Origin of the sequence: Sinorhizobium kostiense, assembly GCF_017874595.1 — a bacterium.
Lineage (GTDB): Bacteria > Pseudomonadota > Alphaproteobacteria > Rhizobiales > Rhizobiaceae > Sinorhizobium > Sinorhizobium kostiense.
In genome coordinates, this window is record NZ_JAGILA010000002.1 from 451389 (window position 1) to 470967 (window position 19579).

19 protein-coding genes are annotated in these 19579 nt (G+C 58.2%); 13 read left to right on the forward strand and 6 right to left on the reverse strand.

What is annotated here, in order from left to right; genetic code table 11:
* Positions 1 to 1649 precede the first annotated feature (1649 nt).
* From J2Z31_RS29170 to J2Z31_RS08665, 3 genes are all read left to right on the forward strand, one after another.
* A complete protein-coding gene (locus J2Z31_RS29170) occupies positions 1650 to 1988 on the forward strand; it encodes a YybH family protein (RefSeq protein ID WP_268828449.1) in 339 nt (112 codons plus the stop codon).
* Between the two features lie 74 nt (positions 1989 to 2062).
* Positions 2063 to 2656, forward strand: a complete 594-nt coding sequence (locus tag J2Z31_RS08660; protein WP_209601499.1) for an ankyrin repeat domain-containing protein — start codon at positions 2063 to 2065, stop codon at positions 2654 to 2656.
* A 16-nt stretch (positions 2657 to 2672) separates the two neighbouring features.
* On the forward strand, positions 2673 to 3170 hold the full coding sequence (locus tag J2Z31_RS08665; protein WP_328243261.1) for a YHS domain-containing (seleno)protein: 498 nt from the start codon (positions 2673 to 2675) through the stop codon (positions 3168 to 3170).
* A gap of 18 nt (positions 3171 to 3188) precedes the next feature.
* On the opposite strand, the gene J2Z31_RS08670 is transcribed toward J2Z31_RS08665, so the two are convergent.
* A complete protein-coding gene (locus tag J2Z31_RS08670; RefSeq protein ID WP_209601500.1) occupies positions 3189 to 5366 on the reverse strand; it encodes an adenylate/guanylate cyclase domain-containing protein in 2178 nt (725 codons plus the stop codon).
* Positions 5367 to 5503: 137 nt separating this feature from the next.
* Here J2Z31_RS08670 and J2Z31_RS08675 point away from each other — a divergent pair, with 137 nt between their 5' ends.
* Entirely contained in the window at positions 5504 to 5851 is a 348-nt protein-coding gene (locus J2Z31_RS08675; protein WP_209601501.1) for a hypothetical protein, read from the forward strand.
* 23 nt (positions 5852 to 5874) lie between these two features.
* Here J2Z31_RS08675 and J2Z31_RS08680 read toward each other — a convergent pair whose 3' ends face one another.
* The 3 genes from J2Z31_RS08680 to J2Z31_RS08690 all read right to left on the reverse strand — a co-directional run bounded on the left by J2Z31_RS08680 (position 5875) and on the right by J2Z31_RS08690 (position 7679).
* On the reverse strand, positions 5875 to 6087 hold the full coding sequence (locus J2Z31_RS08680) for a hypothetical protein (protein WP_209601502.1): 213 nt from the start codon (positions 6085 to 6087) through the stop codon (positions 5875 to 5877).
* A gap of 78 nt (positions 6088 to 6165) precedes the next feature.
* Entirely contained in the window at positions 6166 to 6399 is a 234-nt protein-coding gene (locus tag J2Z31_RS08685) for a PD40 domain-containing protein (RefSeq protein ID WP_209601503.1), read from the reverse strand.
* A gap of 80 nt (positions 6400 to 6479) precedes the next feature.
* The gene (locus tag J2Z31_RS08690; protein WP_209601504.1) at positions 6480 to 7679 is read right to left on the reverse strand and encodes a Calx-beta domain-containing protein; all 1200 of its coding nucleotides are present in this window, start codon (positions 7677 to 7679) and stop codon (positions 6480 to 6482) included.
* Positions 7680 to 7951: 272 nt separating this feature from the next.
* Between J2Z31_RS08690 and J2Z31_RS08695 the strand changes: the two genes are divergently transcribed.
* From J2Z31_RS08695 to J2Z31_RS08705, 3 genes are all read left to right on the forward strand, one after another.
* Positions 7952 to 8317, forward strand: coding sequence for a DsrE family protein (locus J2Z31_RS08695; protein ID WP_209601505.1), 366 nt, complete (start codon positions 7952 to 7954; stop codon positions 8315 to 8317).
* Between the two features lie 250 nt (positions 8318 to 8567).
* Positions 8568 to 9143, forward strand: a complete 576-nt coding sequence (locus tag J2Z31_RS08700; RefSeq protein ID WP_209601506.1) for a transglutaminase-like cysteine peptidase — start codon at positions 8568 to 8570, stop codon at positions 9141 to 9143.
* A 256-nt stretch (positions 9144 to 9399) separates the two neighbouring features.
* Positions 9400 to 10113, forward strand: a complete 714-nt coding sequence (locus J2Z31_RS08705) for a LuxR C-terminal-related transcriptional regulator (RefSeq protein WP_209601507.1) — start codon at positions 9400 to 9402, stop codon at positions 10111 to 10113.
* Here J2Z31_RS08705 and J2Z31_RS08710 read toward each other — a convergent pair.
* Positions 10110 to 11900: a flagellin N-terminal helical domain-containing protein gene (locus tag J2Z31_RS08710; RefSeq protein ID WP_209601508.1), complete on the reverse strand. Its 1791-nt coding sequence runs from the start codon at positions 11898 to 11900 to the stop codon at positions 10110 to 10112. The genes J2Z31_RS08705 and J2Z31_RS08710 overlap by 4 nt on opposite strands.
* Before the next feature lie 194 nt (positions 11901 to 12094).
* On the opposite strand from J2Z31_RS08710, the gene J2Z31_RS08715 reads away from it, so the two are divergent.
* The 6 genes from J2Z31_RS08715 (at position 12095) to J2Z31_RS08740 (ending at position 17613) form a co-directional block, all read left to right on the forward strand.
* The gene (locus tag J2Z31_RS08715; protein ID WP_234939342.1) at positions 12095 to 12448 is read left to right on the forward strand and encodes a hypothetical protein; all 354 of its coding nucleotides are present in this window, start codon (positions 12095 to 12097) and stop codon (positions 12446 to 12448) included.
* A 274-nt stretch (positions 12449 to 12722) separates the two neighbouring features.
* Complete coding sequence (locus J2Z31_RS08720) at positions 12723 to 12968, forward strand: hypothetical protein (RefSeq protein ID WP_209601509.1); 246 nt, start codon at positions 12723 to 12725, stop codon at positions 12966 to 12968.
* A gap of 555 nt (positions 12969 to 13523) precedes the next feature.
* The gene (locus tag J2Z31_RS08725) at positions 13524 to 14219 is read left to right on the forward strand and encodes a hypothetical protein (RefSeq protein ID WP_209601510.1); all 696 of its coding nucleotides are present in this window, start codon (positions 13524 to 13526) and stop codon (positions 14217 to 14219) included.
* A gap of 5 nt (positions 14220 to 14224) precedes the next feature.
* On the forward strand, positions 14225 to 14851 hold the full coding sequence (locus J2Z31_RS08730; protein ID WP_209601511.1) for a hypothetical protein: 627 nt from the start codon (positions 14225 to 14227) through the stop codon (positions 14849 to 14851).
* 596 nt (positions 14852 to 15447) lie between these two features.
* Positions 15448 to 16623 (forward strand): helix-turn-helix transcriptional regulator, encoded by a 1176-nt coding sequence (locus J2Z31_RS08735; RefSeq protein WP_209601512.1) that lies wholly within the window; start codon positions 15448 to 15450, stop codon positions 16621 to 16623.
* A gap of 117 nt (positions 16624 to 16740) precedes the next feature.
* Positions 16741 to 17613, forward strand: coding sequence for a hypothetical protein (locus tag J2Z31_RS08740; protein WP_209601513.1), 873 nt, complete (start codon positions 16741 to 16743; stop codon positions 17611 to 17613).
* Between the two features lie 742 nt (positions 17614 to 18355).
* On the opposite strand, the gene J2Z31_RS08745 is transcribed toward J2Z31_RS08740, so the two are convergent.
* Positions 18356 to 19534, reverse strand: a complete 1179-nt coding sequence (locus tag J2Z31_RS08745) for a tyrosine-type recombinase/integrase (protein WP_209601514.1) — start codon at positions 19532 to 19534, stop codon at positions 18356 to 18358.
* Between the last annotated feature and the right edge of the window lie 45 nt (positions 19535 to 19579).

Consider the following 19579-nt stretch of genomic DNA (forward strand, 5'->3'; position numbering starts at 1 on the left):
GCACGTGACCGCTTCACCCTGCCCTAGTCGAGGTTGTATAGTTTACACCTAAGATTCAAAGTTGCACACCCACCCGAATGGGCGACGCCGGTACCGCAAGGTAAGTACTGGCCCTCACGCTGTGCCAGCAGTTCGCCCCGGGGCCTGGAACGCGGGCCGGCGGCAAGCTTTAGCCATCGTCGCGGTTGCTCTTTCTGGCAGACCGATAAAATGTGACGCTCGGCATCGTCGCGGAACGGCTGCGTCTTACGCCACTGCAGGGCCGAAAAACTTGGAAACTGCGAGTGGAACTCCCTCCCGACTTCGCGTGCTTCACCGGTCCTCCCCAAGTTGCGCGTGCGCGGCCGCGAGATTGCGTTTTGAGCCAGGTCCACCCGCCTGTGGATGGCGGAGCGTTTCGACAGCATCCTGCTAACCACCGGCGGCATACTGCGCTCAGCCGAGAAACGACTAGTGGTCGCCCCAGGGGATAGGGGTTAAGGCGAAAACTATTCTCGGCGCATTCGACGGGCTCAGTTGCACGCCCCTCGAACACCCGGAGATCGGCAAGGCGGGCCCATCCCGCGGAGTGATTGGGGTTGAGGCGAACCCCCTGCTCGAACTCGGCCACTCCCGCTTCGAACTCGCCCTCATAAGCCCGCAGGTAGCCTAGCACGATATGCGCGTCGGCGTTTTCTGGATCGATCTCGACCGCTTCGCGGCCGCAGCGCGTGCGGCGGCGCGATGTTCGTCTATGGGCTCCCCGTAATAAAGCGAATCAGAGTGATGGCTCATCGCAAGCCAGGCGTGCGCCCCGGCAAAGCCCGGATCGATTTCGATGGCCCGGGCCAGGAGTGGGCGGGCTGCCCTCGTTTCCCGTAGCGATTGCGTTGCGAGCGCTCGCCCCCGAACAAAAAGGTCGAATGCCTCGAGATTGGTGACCCTTCGGAAGGGGCTTTGCCGACGGTAGGGCATGCGCAAGGGCGTTGATCACCTTGCCGACCACTGCGTCCTGCAGGGCGAAGATATCCGCGAGGTCGCGGTCAAGGCGTTCGGCCCAAAGACAGCTGGCATTGGAGGCGTCGATGAGCTGAGCGTTGATCCGCACCCGTGTGGCCGCCCGCCGCACGCTTCCCTCGATGAGATAGCGAACCCCCAGTTCCCTGGCGATCATGCGCAAATCCATCGACCGACCCCTGTACGCGAAACTCGAATGACGGGCTATCACCAGCAGGCCATCGACCTTGGAAAGATCGGTGATAAGGTCTTCCGCAAGGCCTTCAGCGAAATACGCCTGTTCCGCATCGTTGCTCAGGGTGTGGCGAAAGGGAGCACCGCGATCGAAGCGACCTGCGGCAGTGACGGCTCGGCATCTGGGCCGCCATGCGCCGCCCGTACACTCGAAGCGGGGACCGTAGTTTCCCAGATCACACGAAACACCCGGGGTCCGGCAGAAACCAGGGTTGGTTCGTCGTCGTCCGGCATTCTGGGAGGGTACGCCCCGCCAGTTCTGCCTTCAAGCAAAGAAGAAGCTCCCCGAAATGACGTCGGGCCGTCCACGCCAGTATGGGAATCGGCAACCTGGCGGAACATTGATAGATTCAGGATCAGCACTTTCCCTCCTGGTTCGGGAGTTACCTGTGGCCGTACTGTTCGATTTCCAAGCTCTCATGGACCGTATGACCGCCGCTTACCGCGCTGGCGACGCATCTGCGTGTGCCGCCATGTTCACGTCGGATGCTCAGCTTTACTCGCCATATGCTCCTCCAGCGCTTGGCCGGCAAGCAATCGAGGCACTTCACCGGGAATGGACCCGTGACGGTGTGCCGGACAAGGAGCTGAAAGTTCTCCAGGCCGGAAGGTCAAATCAAACCGCTTGGACCCTGAGCAGCTACTCGGAGGACGGGGGAAAGACCCGAGGGACAAGCCTGTGCGTCTGGCAACGGGAAGCTGACGGGAACTGGCGAATTCACCTGTGCAGTCTGAATAGCGAAGTAGTCTCGCCATGAGCCCTTGGGATGCGCCGCCGTCTACACAACAAACCGGGTCCATGCTATTTTTTTCCCAACCTCGAGGCACAGCCATGCGTGGGTTGCTGGCATCCGTCGGGCTGATTTTCACGGCGACGATCGCCGCCGCGGGGAATCCCTTGTTGGATGCCGTGGCGACTGGAGATACGGCCGCCGTCGAGCGGGCTCTCGCCGCGGGTGCCGATGTCGACACCCGGACACGCGACGGGGCAACTCCTCTCATCAACGCCGCTCTCGCAGACAGGCCTGTGATAGCCGAATTGCTGATCGCCAAGGGGGCCGGCGTCATGGCACGAAATTCCGGCGGCTTTACACCACTTCACGCCGCCGCCTATTCCGGCAGCCTGCCGATCGCCAAATTGCTGCTCGACCATGGCGCGACGCTCGACGACGTGGCCAACAAGGCAGGCGCGACGCCGCTGATGGTTGCCGGGGAGGAAAACCACCTCGCGCTCGCCGAGTTCCTGCTCGCCAAGGGTGCCGATGTCGGGCACGCCGAGGTCCACGGTTATATGCCGATTACGCGGGCGTTCTTGAAAGGCAACACGGAGATCGTCCGGCTGTTCAAACGGCATGGCGCGACCTGCCCTCCGTCCAGTCTCCTGGGCGATAAAGATCACGCGAAGTGCATGAAAATCCACGATTGAGCGGGAGGCTAGTGCAGTGACCAGAAGCGCTTCCACACGACGGATTCGTGGTTCCGCGGCGATATTCATTGTGGCGGCGGCTGTCGGCATACCTTTGACAGTCGCCGCCGACGAAGTGAATACGGGCTACTTCGGCGGCGTGGCGATCATGGGGTACGATCCCGTCGCCTATTTCACCGAGGGCAAGGCCATGAAAGGCTCGGAGAAATTCTCCTACGAATGGCTGGGAACGCCATGGCATTTCGCGAACGCCAAACACCGCGAAATGTTCATCGGCGACCCGCTGAAGTATGCGCCTCAGTACGGCGGCTATTGCGCTGGCGAGGTGACGAACGGGTCAGCCACGGTCAACATCGATCCGGAAGCGTTCAAGATCATCGACGGCAGGCTCTACCTGATCTACGACAAAGGATCGGCCGACTGGTTCGCGGCCAATGCGGCGGAAACTGTCCCCCAAGCCGATGGCAAGTGGCCGAAAGTCGCGGCCGACCTCCAATCCGATCGGTATCACTGAAACGGCCGGCTCTAAATTCTATTTGACGGGCGAGAAATAGAAGACCTTGCTCGAGTTCACGTAAGCATAGCTGGTTTCATCGGCCGACCCTGCGCGTCTGTATACCGGTCCGCAATCGGCGCGACCGAAGAAGATGTCGCGACCCTGCTCGCAGAGCGTGTCTCCCCTGACGACAACCGTTTCGACCGTCATCTGCGTGGCAGACCGGAATACCGCCTTGCCGTCGCGACCGATCTGCATGAGCGCCGGGCTTCCGGAGGGTTCGGTCATGCCCTTGAGCAGCTTGCCCATGACGGCGCTGGCGATCTCGTCTCCGTCCAGGCGGTCGCGCTCGTCGCCCCGGAAACCAAACGGCCATTCCGGCATGCCGGCGTCGCGCAAGGCGTCAAGGATGGAACGCAGGTCCTGCTCGTTTCGAAAATGAGCAAAGCTGAGACGCCAGCCCGCCAGGGATTCGCGTCCTTCGAGGAGGCGAACGCCTTCGGCGACAGCCGCGCGGGCGTCGTCAATGCGACCGGCACGAACATAGGCCATGGCGAGAGGCGTGACGAACAGGCCGTTTCCCGGCGAACCATCGCGCGCGCGCTCGAAACTCTCGGTGGCCCTCGCGTAGTCGCGCTGTAGATAGGAGATCAGGCCAGCGGTGAACTGGTCGATGGCCGATAGGTTCGGTTCGTAATCAAGCGCCGTCTCGACGGCCGCGGCGGCTTCGGCATGGTTCCCGGAAAACAGTTGAACATATGCGACAGCCATATGCGCCTCGTCGTCGGCAGGTCCTAGCGACGCCGCCTGCCGCGCCGAGGCGATCGCCTCCTCGTAGCGGCGGTCCACCACCTGAATGACGGCCAGCACCGAGTACGGCGATGACAGATCGGGATCGAGTGTCAGTGCGCGGCTCGCCTTGTCGTAGGCTCTTTTGCGCGCCAGCGCGCTCGGAAGAACGTCGTCGAAGGTGCTTCGCCAGACGTAGGCGGTGGCGCGCGCGTCGGCCGCGAACGCCTCTGCGAACCGTGGGTCGAGTGCCTCCGCCTTTTCGAAGAGCGCCAAGGCCTCCAACAGCTGCGAGGGGCGTCCGGTCCGCGCCGCCTGTTCGGCCCTTAGATAGTAGTCGTATGCCTCGAGGTTCGCTGTCGGCGGTCGGGAGAGGCGCTCGGTCTCGGATTGCGTCAGCTCCACGCCCAGCGCTTCGGCGATCTGCCGGCTCATCTCGTCCTGGATGGCAAATACATCCGCGGCGCGGCGGTCAAATCGGTTAGCCCACAGATGGTCGCCATTTGCCGCATCGATCAATTGCGCATTGACGCGGACTTGATCGCCGGTCCGTTGGACGCTGCCCTCCACGGCATAGCGCGCTCCGAGGTCGCGGGCGACATCGGCCAAGACGACGGGCTTGCGCTTGTAGGCAAACACAGAACTCTTGGCAATGACACGGAGATCGGAGACCCGGACGAGATCGTTGATAAGGTTGTCCGTAACGCCGTCGGTGAAATAGTCCTGGGCTGGATCGCCACTCAGATTAGCGAACGGTAACACCGCGATCGATGGACGGTTTGGTGCGAGCGGCCGTTGCCACGCGAGGAAGATCGCGGTAATCGCGGCCAGCATAACAGCCAGCGCAGCCAAGATCATGCCTCTCCGGCGTGGTCTGCGGCGGGCGGCGGCGACCTTGCCCGCCTGGGAGGGGTCGAGCAGAACGCGATATGCGCGAACCGGATCGGCGATGTTCTTTAGCTTTTGCTCGCCGAGAGCCGAGAAGCCGACGTCGATCTTATGGACTACTTGGTCGAATGCCGTGCCGGATATGCAAATGCCGCCGGGCTCTGCCATTCCCTCCAGTCGCGCGGCTATGTTGACACCGTCGCCGTAGATGTCGTCGCCTTCGACGATGACGTCGCCGAGGTTGATGCCGATACGGAACTGAATTCGCTTTGTGTCGGAGAGGCCGTCATCGCGGCTGGCCATTTTTCGCTGGATCGCCGCGGCACACTGGACGGCGTCCACAACGCTCGCGAACTCGACCAGCGCGCCATCGCCCATAAGCTTGATGATGCGACCGTGGAACCTGTCGATGGCCGGGTCGACCAATTCCCGGCGGCAGGCCTTCAACCGCTCCAGGGTGCCGACCTCATCCTCTCCCATGAGGCGGCCATAGCCGACCACATCGGCAGAAAGGATTGCGGTGAGCCGCCTCTCCATTTCTCTGCCCACCCTTCCGATGGCGAGCCTTATCCTAGCACTTCAAGGGCCGCTCAGGCACCGGAACCGATGGCGAATGACCGCGTGCCAGGTCGGAGTCCCAACTGCCGCCGCGGAAGACCTCGAGAGGACCAATTATGAAAGTCGCGATCCCTGCGCTCGCGCCGTATTGGCGTGCTTTTTTACTCATTGCGCGCTTTCGGGCCGATGACGGCAGCCGGTGTCCGCAGAAGGCAAATTTCGTCGTCGAGCGGGTGGTTGGGAAAAAGGTGAAGAAACTGCCCCCGGGAACGTTGGCGGCTGGAAATTTCCCGACACTCACGCAGGCCCAAGGCGCTGCAGGCCCGACCTCGCTCGTAGCGGGGACGGAAGGCCAAGGTGTGGCTGTTCACGCTTGGTCCGAAGGATGGCTCTACGCCGGCAGAAACAAGATAGTCGAGATCGGCCCCCCTGAGTGGACTGATGTGGATCGCCTATTTTGCTGATCCTAGAAGGGGGTTGTGTTAATTTAGCAACCCGCCAAATAGCGGGCCGATTGGGGGAAGCCATGGATCGTAAGCTTGCCGCTATTCTCGCCGCTGATGTTGTTGGCTACTCCACACTCATGGAGCAGGACGAACAGGGCACTTTCGAGCGCCTGCGAGCCGGGCGCAAGGAATTGTTCGAACCCGAAAGGTGCCGATGTCAATAGCCGGACACGCGACGAGGCAACTCTCGTCATCAACGCTGCTCTCTCAAACAATCACGTGATAGCCGAATTGCTGATCGGCAAATACACTGCTGGACGTCTTACATGGCATTATGCCACCCACCATCCCTGTGTCAGCCCATCCGCAACGAAAGTGTCGGTCTGTCCATTCGTGTCACCCGCCACCAAATTGCTGGCATCGGAGATGAATGCGATGTAGCGGCCATCAGCCGAGATCGCGGGAAAAGAGCTTCTGTCGTTCGCCTGGCCACCGGCCGAGTCGACGTTGACGCGCGTGGTCGTGGCGAGTTGGCGATCGTACACGGAAAATGTCTCCGAAGCCATTTGTGTCGCCGGCGACAAGGTTGCTAGCGCTCGAGACGAATGCGACGTAGCGCCCGTCGGCGGAGATCGAGGCCTGAAAGCTACCGCCGTTCGAATCGCTGCCGGCCGCGTGGATGCTGACTCGGGTCGTCGTGCCGAGCTCGAGATCGCGCACGAAAACATCCGAGCTGCCATTCGTGTCGCCCGCGACAAGGTTCGTGGCATCGGATGAGAAGACGACATCGCCCATCACCCGAAATCTCGGGGAAGTCGAAGAAGCCGCTCCCGCCGTTCGCTTCGCCCCCGGCCGAGTCGACGCTGATGCGGGTGGTGGTGCCGAGCTGGAGGTCGCGCACGAAAACGTCATCCTGTCCATTTGTGTCGCTTGCGACAAGGTTGTCCGCCGATGAGACGAACGCGACGTAGCGCCCGTCGGCCGAGATCGAGGAGCCACTGCTTCTGTGGTTTGCCTCGCTGCCGGCCGAGTCGACGCTGACCCGCGTCGTCGTGCCGAGCTGGAGATCGCGCACGAAAACGTCCGAGACTCCATTCGTGTCGCCCGCCACCAGGTTGCTGCCAGACTCGAACGCGACGTAGCGCCCGTTGGCGGAGATCGAGGGAAAAACGCTGCCGTTGAACCCCACGTTCCCAGACGAGTCGGTGCTAACGAGCGTGGTCGTGCCGAGCTGGAGATCACGCATGTAAATGTCCAGGGCCTGATTTCCGTCTCTCGGGTCGAGGTTGCCAGCAGAAGAGAACGCAACGTAACGCCCGTCGGCGGAGATCGCGGGCATAATGCTAAAGTTATTCGCTTGGCCACCAGCCGAATCCACACTGGCGCGCGTCGTCGTGCCGAGCTGGCAATCGAACACGAAGACGTCTGGCCATCCATTGGTGTCGCCCGCAACCAGGGGAGCAAAGGAAGAGAACGCGATGTAGCGCCCGTCGCCCGAAATTGCGGGAGCAAAGGAACGGTCTTCGATCAACGGCCCCGAACCGGGGACGCCGACGACGCCGACACGTTGGATTGCAAAATCATGAATTGTGCTTGTCGCGGTACCGGTGGCGATAGTTCCTCCTACCGGGTTCGAGAGGGCGACTGTGAAGGTCTCATCCGGCTCTGCCAGCATGTCGCCGGCTACCGGGATGCTGATGGTTATCGAAGTCTCACCGTTCCGGAAAAAGATGGTGCCGCTCGGGAAAGCGCCCCCGATGAAGTCATCCGCTTGCGCACCCGTGACAGCGTAGTTCACCCGTGCTGCCCCGCTGCCCGACGTTCGAGTGACGGTGAAGGTATACATCGTCGTACCCGTGTCGCCCTCAGGCAGCACAGCATCCAGTGCGCTAATTGAAAAGCTCGGGGGTGGCGGCTTGGGCGGTTTGGGCGGCTTGGGCATTGACATTCCCTCCGTACCGAAAGGCTGCCATGAAGCCATGCCTCGGTATGGCGCACAATTCCCCATTGGCATTAAGCCGGACTCATTGCACCGCCGAACAATCCCCTTTTTGCCTGGCTGCTCGGACTGTGTTGCCGCGGCCTAAGGTGCTAATCTGTCACTCCACGGAGGCGATCATGGCCAAGATACTCGTTCATGTGACCGTAGGCCCGAACGATCCGAATAGGGCTGCTCTTGCATTCTTTGTCGCGAGAGCCGTCATCGAAGAGGGCCATCAACTCGTGCTGTTTGTCGCCGGAGATGGCGTGCATCTCCTCACTTCAGCCAGTGCAGCAAGCGTGGAAGGGCTCGGCACCGGAAAGCTTTCCGACCACTTCGAGGCAATCAATGCCTCGGCGACAGCCGAGATTTACTTCTCGGGAATGTCTGCGAAGGCCCGCAACATTGCGCCCGATGAGATCGTTTTGCGGAGTGCTACTCCGGGGATGCCCAACAAGTTGGTGCAACTCATTGCCGAAAGCGACAAGGTCATTAGCTATTAGGCGACGCTTGGCCTCGTCTGCGGCATGGCCGCTGGGCAGCTCAACACGGGCGGCGGCTCGCGCTTCAGTGCCCTTTGGCGTCATCACCTGCCGGCGTCGTATCTTAACCGAGATGGTTGGGCGCTACCCCGATTTTGACCCCCGACGCATTGCAGAGCAGTGAAACACGCGAAGTGGGTCCTAAGTGGGCACATTGACCGCTGGAAATACATTTGCCAGGCTCCACACTCAAAGCTGGAGCACTCTCATCATGAAGCTGAAATCAATTCGCATGGCCGTGGTGTTCTTGGCCATGCCCTTGTCTGCCCTGATCGCGGCCGAAAGCAGGCATCCGCATATGGTGATGGGCGGGTCGACCAATCCGCCCATCGGCTACTTCGAATTCTGCAAGAAGAACCCTGCCGAGTGCGAGCCGCGGGGAACGGTGGCGAAACCCATACGCCTTTCTCACATGCAGTGGAGCGAAGTCCGGCTGATCAATGCCGAGATCAATCAAGCCTTACCGCACACCACCGACCAGGAACTCTACGGGCGCGAGGAAGTCTGGGCCTTTCCCGACAAAGCGGGAGACACAGAAGACTTCGCCCTCCTCAAGCAACGCCGATTGAGCGAGTACGGCATCCCCCTCGCCTCACTGCTTCTGACGGTCGCTCTCAAGCCCAACGGCGACGGTCACGCGCTTCTGACCCTCGTCACCAGCGAGGGCGACTTCATTCTCGACGACGAAACGGACGACATCGTTCCGTGGCACGAAGCCCCTTACCGCTTCCTGAAGCGTCAGGACCCGTTACGTATTCCTTGGGTAAAAATTATAGACGCCGACTGACACATATATCGGAGCCACTTCTGGTGATCTACAGGCGTCTAAAACTCACAGGCCCTTGCCCTCCAGTGGATCGTGGCTACCGAAACGTGGCCGATATCTGCAATATAGATTTGGTTCGTGACAATGGCTGGTGCCCAGTAGCTTTTGGATAAACGCCATGGTCGAAATGCGAGCGCAAGCCGCGATTACCCATTGCGGCGAGCAGCACTTTCGGTTGATTAGCAGCGTTTAGCTATTCTCAACAGAACACAAAATAATGGCCCGAGAGACTCCCTTTACCGTCGTCATTAGGCGGATGATCGATGCCTGGATACAGACAACGCCGGAGCATCCAGCCGCCCCTGAAGACGTCTTTCGTGACGTGCTTGACCTCCTGTCGATCAAAATGCGGCTGACGCTCATTAGCATCGAAGGCGACGATCCGTGGCGGTGGCGCATGCAGACGATCCGTCACTCCGGGTTTGCTTCCAGGGTCCTCAACATCAACAAGATTTTTTCCGACTGCAGGCTCGGCGAGTTCAGAGATCGGCAATACATGCAAGAAGCCGTTATTCCCAGGCTGCAAGATGTCTTGGAACGCCAACAGCCTGTGACCGAGCTAGTGAAAACTAGGCTAATGGGCGTCAACCTGGGATACGATCGCATTCTCCTGCCTCAGAAAAACGCGGAAAAGCCCGAGTGGGTAATCTCCTCGTCGTACGCTCAATTCCTTTTAAGTCCCCCGGAACGCCGCGAGAAAATGGATGTGGCTGACGAGGCGATCATCCAGCTCATGATCGAAGGAGCAACCGCGAAGGAGGTCGCTACTACACTCGGCGTTTCGCACCGGACGGTAGAGCACCGTATCGAAAAGATGAAAAACCGTTACGGTGCGCGAAACGCGGTTCACTTGGTTTCCATGTTAATTGCCACGCACCTAGATCGGTCTTCTCCGGATAGCGGCCCCGCTATGGCGAAAACCGACGACTAGCGAAACAACTGCATTACGATCTGAGGCTCGGAATTGGCGATCTGAAGTGCCTGGAGCGCCAGCTGTTCCTGCGTCTGGAGCGCCTTCAATCGGGTTGATTCCTCGTTCATGTCAGCGTCGACGAGCCGAGCGACGCCCTCTTCGGTAGCGTCCATGAGCTTGGCGGCGAAGTCGGACTGCATGTCAATCCGCTTCTGAAGCGCTCCGAGGGTGGCCGCTCCGTCAACGATCCTGCCGGTCACTGCTTCGATGTATGTGATGTAGGAGCCGACCTTCTGCGGATTTTGCGCAATGTCGATATTGAGGAAGTCAATTGTTGGAAGTGGCTCAATGCTAACGTTGATACCCGTGAACCCGATTCTCGTATCCGACCCCGACCGCCGATCTGAGGTCTCGGCTAACTTCAGCGTGACGGAACTGGCAGATGTCGTCTCGATGATGACGTCCGGCCAGTCAGCTCCCATTAGCGACTGAAGCACCATGACCATTTCATCGGCAGTCTCAATCTTGCCAGTGTCCTTGCCCAACAGTTCGTTGACGTTCGTCCGGTCAAAGGAATAGGTCTTCGTCGAGCTGTCGTTGACATAGAAGCCGAAACTGACCTCGACTCCGTCTGGATCGTCGCCGTCTTTATAGACCTGGAACTCATCGAAGGTGAGGGTCATTTTCGAGCCGCGGCTTCCAAACTTTGAGACATCTCCGAGCCCGCCCGATCCGACTGTGCTGCTGAAATTACTGACTTCTATATAGGACCCGTCCAGACCAAGACTGCGATTTTGGCTAGTGGAAATAGACATTGCCTCTGGATCATGAACCCATGTACCAGACGCAGTCAGCTTCGAGTAATTGGCGGATACGAACGCCCCTGAGTTTGCTTGGTTCAATGCATAATTCAGGACCGCCGCATATTGCGTATTGGTCGAAATAACGCCGTTCCAGCTGGCATCGACCGCGTCTATCGTCGTCCGATCGATCACTATCGAGGTCGTGTGGCCCGGGTTGTATGGGGGATCGATACCGTCATCTGGATTGTCCGCATCCACCGTCACGTCGAACGCGATCTGATCCCCTGCATCATCGAACGTAAGTGGTCCTGAAAAGGTGAACGAAGAACTCGCTCTCACGCCGGTTCCGAAGCGGGGTTCCCACGTCTCGACCCACTCTTCGCCGTCCCACTCCAGCACATTGTAGCGCATCCCGCCAATCGATTTGAGGTCTCGCGCGTCCGGCTGCAGCAGCCCTCCCCCAGTGCTGTTGAACAGCGCGACATCCGAGAGATGGATGTCCATCGTTTTGACGGCGACGCCCGCCGTGCCCCTTGCGAATGATGAAGCGACCGAAGCTTTATTGATATCGTTGTCGTATATATCGTCGATGTCGGTGTTGAGCCAGTTGACCCCGCTGAAGCTCGCGGACGTCGCTATGCTCTGGACCTGTTCCTTGAACTGATCAAGTTCGACCTGAATCTTCGCCTTGTCGACGCCGCCCTCCTTGGAGGCGACCAGCTTCGCTTTGAACTCCATCAGAACATCGATGATGGAATTCAGTCCGGCATACGCCACCTCCACCTTCGCCGATCCCAGGCCAAGAGCATCTGATACCGCCGAGATCGCCAAGTTGTCAGAACGCATCGTTGTCGAGATCGACCAATAGGCCGCGTTGTCGGCTGCGACGGCGATGCGGCGTCCGGAACTCACGCGACTCTGCGTGTCCGCGAGATTGGAGTTGATCGCGCGCAACGTCTGGAGGGCCGCCAGCGCGGAGACGTTTGTGAGTATGCTCGTCATGAAAAACGCCGAAGAAAGGATTCTCAAACAGTTCGGTGTCGTCATGACGCCAGCGCGGGTCTCATGCCCCGAGCGGACTATGGTTCACGAAGCGTTAACGGAGAAGGCAAGGCTGGAGGGTGAAAATACCCTGGAGCCATTTGCCGCCTTACAGAGCCCCTGTCACCACTGGAGTTCAAGAATGTATTCGGGCGATGAAGCCGTACGATGCCACCAAGCATTATTTCGAGGTGACGTTCGCCAATCGACCAGATGTTCAGAGTGGACCCAAACGGTATTTCCGGCACTTGCAGCCTGCGTTGAACAACGCAGCTTTTCTGGCTGGTGAACGCAAACACGTATGCATCTTTGAGCGCGAAGAGCACGGTGGCACAGGAGATAAGTGGAAGGCCTTTTGGTGGTCTAGGGGGCTGCAGAAGAGTATGACGTCGAGCCGAGAGGCAGAGGGTGGGGGTTATATCCGTATGGCGAAGGCGACGATGACGACAACACCGCTTTATCCGTATGTGCCGCTCGATCCTGACTACCGCAAGAAGGCGGTCGCGTAAATGAGACGCCTTGCGCAGATTTCGATGGATTCGCAGACGCCCATTTCGACCAGTCAGTTGATCTCTAAGATTTCGCGATCACTTCGAGGGCCTCCCCTCCAATGCCCGTCAGCAAGCTCCTCCGCGAAGACGAAAGTTGGAAGGGGCCACCAACTGATCGCGGGCTAAATTCCATCTCCGCAGCAGACTGATTGCCGTAGTCAACGGTCCTCATAGTGGGCTGGATAGCACGCTTGGCGTGCAGCGCGCAGGCGGTCGCCGACAGCACTAACGAATGCCGACGGCAGAAAAGTTTACGCTTGATCTTCCCGATCTCAAGAGCGTTACCTCGTTTATTGCCACACAACGTACAGACGAGCTGCGCCATCAACGAGATGAGGATGACGTTTTTCCCGAAGCGGCGACCAGCGTCCGGGCGATCTATGCATCCCTGGTGACCGCACTTCGAACACTTTCCCGAGAGCAGATACCATTTCTCGAGCTCCGAGAGCCTGAGGCGGTGTTCTGGTGTCCGGCATGAGCTTCGGTCGGCCGCACCCGCCGCCAGAGCGGCAGACAAAGAGAGGGACCTGAGGGTCCGGCACTTCCTCGCATGACATTCGGGCATCCCGTTGAGATGCACGAGCACCTTTCCAGGACGCTGTCTCATCGCGGCTCTATAAGCAGGCCACCGAGACTTGGAAATCTGTGGCCCTCGAGATTGTCTCGAGTAGCGCTCACCTGCCTCTGGTGCATCGCTCCAGACTTCGATCCGGTAGGTTCAACGCATAACCGCCGTGCGTGGCCACGGAAACCAAGCTGCCGTTCCTGACCAGCTCGATACCCCTGCGGTGGTTCATCGCACCCTCTCGTAGCGCGGTCTCCAGCCCCGACCGATGCCCTTACTCATCAAACACGATGCGGTGTAGACCTGGTCCCGGAGGAAATCGGCGTCGGCCAACAACTCGCAGACCGCAGCGCGGGCGTCGCCTCCATGAGCGATAAGGACCGTTTCAACGACCCCCATTTGGGAGTTGTACCCAGTTGGGCGCGTTCATAGGCTCAACTCAGCTTGGTCAACTTATGGACAATTGAAGTGGCAAAAATCATTCGAATATCGCCTATCGTCATTGGCTTGGTCGCTGTTCTTCATGTGGCCGAAGCGAGTGCTGATCAAATATGCGGCCCGGGAAAACATCTAGCCAGCAATGCGTTTGCGTGCCTTCCTGGCGACAACGTGTCCCGCTCCGTTGGTTCCCGCAACAGCGGCAATCAGATCGCAGCTGGGCTTGCCGTCGGTGCAGCGGTTTTGTCGATTGTTCAGTCGTTGGCCAGCCAAACGCAATTTACCGACAATCTTGGTCCGGTCGAACAAGATCAACGGATGCATGGCACCAATAGCCGGAGATTCAATCGTCAAGCAATCACCCTCCAACAAGCAGGCAAATTCAACGAGGCACGAATTGCCTTTAAACGGGCGGCAGACGAAGCAGTTCGGGCAGGCAATCTCCGCGAAGCCAAAATCAACGAGAAAAACGCCGACATTGCCGACGCCCTACACTGGCTCCGCAATGGCTACCAAGCCGAGAAAGCTGGCAAGACCACAAAAGCGAACATCGCCTACCGCATGGGTATCGATGCCGCTACGAGGGCAGGTGACACGAGAACGGCAAGCCAGCTGAAGAAGGCTAATGATGCCCTGATCAAGAAAAGTGGAAGCGACCGCCTAATCAAGTCGACTAAGGAGAACTGCTCCCTTATCAATGGAAAATATAGCTGCTTCTCGGGGTAATTTGGATGCGGTTTTTTCTAATTCTGGCTTTCGCCATCACCATGTACACGTTCGTTGAAGCAGCTGAACAGCTCCCTTTTCGATCTATGAGTCTGGATTATAACCTTCAGATCGATGATTATTCTTGGGATTCTCTAAAAAACAAATACACATTGTTTAGACATAAGTTCAATAACGCTTTTGTTATTTCTCTCCAAAGTGTGGAGGGCGAGGAGCTTTTGGTTGTCGTGTCCGGGGGAGGTTTTATTTCTGGTTGCGACGTCGATGGTCGCTTCTCGATGTTCTCTCCAATGTTTAGATTGGGAGGCCGACATTCGGATGTAATCAAATGTTCGAACCCAGCGAAGCCGGGAGAAAAAGGAACGATCAAGTATTCGTCGTCGAGCAGTTTCAACGGTAACGTTTTGACTTTGCGTAGCCAAATGTCGGAGGTCCGCCGCTACCCGGGGATGGAAGGGACTGTTCTCGGGCAAGATGCTTTGGACAAGATTGAAATTCAAGTGAAGTTCGAGAATGGAAGGTGCAAAGTCCTCAAGGCATTTTACGCCGGCGAAAGAAAGAACTTTGGCTTGAAGGGATACGCCAAGGCTTCCAGCAAATCGTCAAAGCCAAACTGCAAAATTCATATGTGAAGGAAGCGCCGGCTTGGCTGCAAAATCACAAAATAAGAGCCCGCGTCGCAATGCATAGGCCTCTTTAGGGGGCGGAATTGTACCGAAAATTGGATCGGGTTTCTCTGTTTGTCGGCTGGATTGACTGTATTGACTGTATTGACCGTGTGCTGCCATGTTCTTCGTCGGGCCGGCGCTTGCTGCCTCCGACTGCCCAGTCAACCTTGCCGGCAAGGCATTTTTGGCGGGGGCGCGGTAAATCACGATCGAAACGGCCAGGTCAAAACTGAAGATGATCCTTCAGGAGACCGGGGCAGTTGATGCTGCTCCTGTCAAAAGTTCAGTGACTGAACGGCTACCGCGTTCTGGGCGAGTGCCGCTTTGAGGGCCCGACCGTGCTCGCCACGGTCGGCCAAGCGCAACGGCAATATCAGCTGCCACGGCAAAACCTTATGCAAACATCGAGTCAATTCCGACCTGGATATGGGTAAGTATGCGTCAGTTTCCCGAGATTGCTGAGCTCCAGCAAGGCTGTTCCCAACCGCAATAGTACACGCTATGTCTTCCTGTGGGGACGATTTGAGGAAGAACATTCCACTCATATTTGGGGGCGGCACTTGGCCGCATCGAGGATGGGGCAGCAGCCTATCTACATTTACGACGAAAACCGCATAGCTACTATAAGCGCGCACGTTGGTGCGGCGATCGACAGGGCTTCGTTTGGGAGCGGGTCATGGGACGAGATTCCGGTTGCTTTCAGTCAGGCGTTCCCAGGGTCTTTCGCAGGCCTATGGAATATGAATTTCGGCGAGAGCAGGCTCAATTTTCAGTCGTGGGGTAATACCGATCCAGCATTTATCGCGTCTTACGCCGACCATTTCGCCTACATCAATCCTTGGACACCTTATTGGTCGGCAGCAAAGAGCGGACTCGTCGCTCTTTCCGAAGAGGTGTGTCCCGCGCGTCTGTTCTCGAACACTGAATTCTATAACGATTGGCTCCGTCCGCAGAAGGATGCGGATGCAGCCGCTGGATTAAAACTTATCGGCGGCGACGGCGAGACCATCCAATTCGTCATACATTTTCCAATGCAGAATTCCGAAGCCTATGGGCAGGCCACGGCCGAAGTCCTTAGGCGAATCCGCAGCAGCCTGGGTCGATCAATCAGTCTATCCCGCCTCATGCGCGCCGGGACCGAGGGAGCGGTGGCTGCCGCGGCGCTAGTGGAACGCGGCCGATGCGCGGCCTTCGTGATTGAAGGCAATCGGTTAATCCGAGAGGCAAACCAGCTGGCGGTGCAATTGTTCTCGTCAGGGAGATCGGTCATAGTTCGCAACAACCGCTGTTTCCTGGCTGATAGCGACGCGGATGCTCGCTTCGGTTCGGTGCTGGAGCGGCTCTCGAAGGGATTTCCAACAGGCGGGGCAAGCTTTTCCTTCCGCACTGCGAAGGGGGCAATGCGAGTCACGATGGCTGCTCTTCCCGCCGCCTCGTCGTCCAGTAGCTTGGCTGCACTGCTTCCGCCTCGTCAACTCGTTTTGGTAATTGTTACCGATCTCGCCCCGTCGGCCGCCGACACGCCTGATCTCTCGACACTGAGAGCTGCATTCGGACTGACACCTGCGGAGATTTCGTTCTGCCAACGCCTGCTTCTCGGCGAGTCGGTTTCGGATGCGGCAGAGCTACTCGGCATTTCGGTCGAGACGGCGAGAACGAGATTGAAGTCCATCTTTCACAAGACGGGGACTTCGAGGCAGGGGCAGCTGATGCTGTTTCTTTCGAAATTGCGGTAGGCTCTGCCTCCCCCATATGGGAGTGGTCACCCCTCGCACGCTTTCATACGCTCCAAGCGATCTCGCGTTGCAGGGCTTCGCGGGCGAGTATTTTTCGATCAGTTCGGGAGTGGGATTTTGAAAAGGACTCTTTTGGCTTTGGCACTGTTCAGCATTCCGGCAATTGCAGTCGCCGGCGATCCGTATGGGCAATGGTCGATCAAGGTCCAGTGCAGCTATGGCAGCGGAAGCTACCTGTTTAACATCGACGAGAACGGTCAATTCCAAGGGAGCATAAACGGCAGGATCACCTCGGGCAGGATATCTGGTGTGAGCGTCCAGTTCACCACTTCGAATTTCCTTAACTCCGTCAACTTCACGGGGTCTATCTCGCCCGACGGCAATTCCATGACAGGGCAGTATACCCAGGCCACGTGGAGTCAACCCTGCACATGGAACGCTGCAAAGGTCGCGGGCTACCGCCAGGAGCCAAGGACCTCCGAGAATCAATATCGGAAAGACGCTGCCGAGGCGATCCAGATCGCGAAGGAGATGGCGAAGAGGTGTACTTACGCTGACCAAATGGCTGCCGCCGATCAACTACAGAGGGCGGCCTCGGCATACCGGAGCATAGGCGACCAAAGAAGATTGACGCAGGTGAACGCCGCGATCACGAAAATAACCAAAGACGGCGGTACTGCAGATCAATGTGCCCAACGGCAGAAAGGCACTTCGTCCCGGAACAAGGTTGCCGCATCGCCCCCGAAATCGAACAAGAAGCCCACGTCATCCCAATGCAACAAGGCGAACGACTGGGCCCTCCAGCTAATCAAGTCGCACCCCGATCAGAGCAAATTCGCCAGGGACAGCGTTGAGCAGCTTGGTTGCAAGCCTGCGTTTTCTGCCATGCCGACTTCGTGCAAGTTGAAAGACCAGCTCAGGTGGCAACGTCAGAGATTGACCGAGGCCCAGATCGCGCGGGAAAAACGACGGTTGAATTGTTCAGGTTGAATGATTTCAGATGTGAGCGTTTGAATGCTACGCTATCGCGCTGCTAGAAGTGGCTGCTTTCCTAGAAAGTGAAGGGTACAGCCCTGCGCGCGGACGAGGTATTTGTCGATGGCTCAAGTAGAGGAGCGAAGCGTGACTCGGGCTATTTGTATAAAATGCGGGAATGAGAAGCATGGATGCTGGACCCCGTGCCACAAGTGTTGCCATTCCCCTTTTGGAGAGCAGGAACTGGCGCAATCATTGGTGTTGTCGGATCAATTTCTTACGGACGAGGGCCTGGCTATGGTCTTCGATTTCGTGGCTCAGAACAACGAACTCCCAGTATTCAAAGGCGACACATATCAAGGGATGTATGATCGCGCCGAGCAAACAGTGAGAGATTCGGCACGAGCGCTAGCTAAAAGAGGGCTAATGCCACCGACCGACACGTGATGATCGGATCGGGCGGCTAACGGCGGCTTGATGCGTCAGCTCTCCTTCTGGGGCTAGTTCTCGGGGTCCTCCGCGTACGAAATTCTGATCAAAGACATCCACGCGGCCGAGACGAATTCCGAGGCCAAGGCGGTCATTCTCGATATCGACAGCCCAGATGGCGAAGTTACCGGCTGCGCCGGGTAGCGGATGCGAACGATAGATGGCCGGCGTCACCCAGAACCGCAGTGCCAAGGGAGCCTTAAACGGTACAATGTTGCTATGGGCGACTGCCGACGCGCCTCTATCCTTCAATCTCTTCCTGGTTGGATCAGCCATCTGCTTTCTCCAGGAATGTGTGCCAGTCGATATAATGATCGGCCAGGACTGTAAGGCTCGTTATCCATCTCAAATAGATCAGCGTGGTCTCGACATCGACGTGACCGAGTTGTGGACGGATTCGGGTATCAATAATGTACCGGCCAACTTCATAGACCCAGGCTTCCGGCATCTCGGAAATGGTTGCTTTTGCTCTCGATGTCTCCTGCTCCAATGCGGAGAGCAGGGTTTGGCAAGCCCAGTAGTGACGACCTGTGTGGGGATGCCAATCGTCGATCTTGACGTCCGGAGTTAGCGTCCAAGCTCTGTAAAGTGTATCCATCGAAATTGGCGTGCCATCATGCTCCCCGAGAAACAGCCGCGACGGAGGAGGACTACCCTTGTTGCGTTTCATCCACATCGTGGCTGGTTTGAGGCGTCTCCAGGTCCGGTATTGATCGAGCTCCTCAGCAAGGTCCATGGGAACGCCGATGGTACGCGGCGGCCCCATTTCGCCGCCATCGCTGCTGTGGCTCTTGGCACCTTTCGTACCGTGGACCAGCCGCATCTGCACTTGCCCACCAATGACGACCCAGTCCTTGCGTTCCGGAAGGTCATCAACCCTCATTTCTACGACCTCACGGCGGCGCATCCCCGTTCGCAGAATGGTCCTGCACATTAGCGCCTTCGTGTAACCGCGACGGGCCTGCACGCTCGACAGCCACCGCCGGACCTCGTCAACCGTGGGCAACGTAATGAACGGCTTTACCTCGGCCCGGAGCGATCCCGCCCGGGAAGTGACGGTTAGAGAGTTATGACCATGGGAGCTGGTACCAGAAGACGCTTCGGTGGAAATGGAAACGGACAGCACGTTGAACGAAGGCCTGAGGCCACGTTCGCCCGCCCATTTCAGGAAGGCGCAGGCGATTTGGACCCGCACGTTTATGGTGGACGTCTTCAGAGGGCGACCGTCTTGGGACCAGCGGCCGGTCAGCATGTCGGCTTGGTAGCCTTGTACGATGTCCGCAAGATAGTTGATGGCCTTCCAATCACGGCCGGTCTCGTGAAGCCAGTCGTCGAAGTTCGAGAGCCGTTCAGCCCAATCTTGAAGCGTGGCCCGGGAAGGAAAGGAAATCCGCCTACCTCGTAACGCAGCAGCATCGGCTGTGTGTCCTTCCGGGTGCCAGTCCAAGGTGGCACGTTCCCGGAGGAAGCGATTTAGCTCTCGACAGTAGTG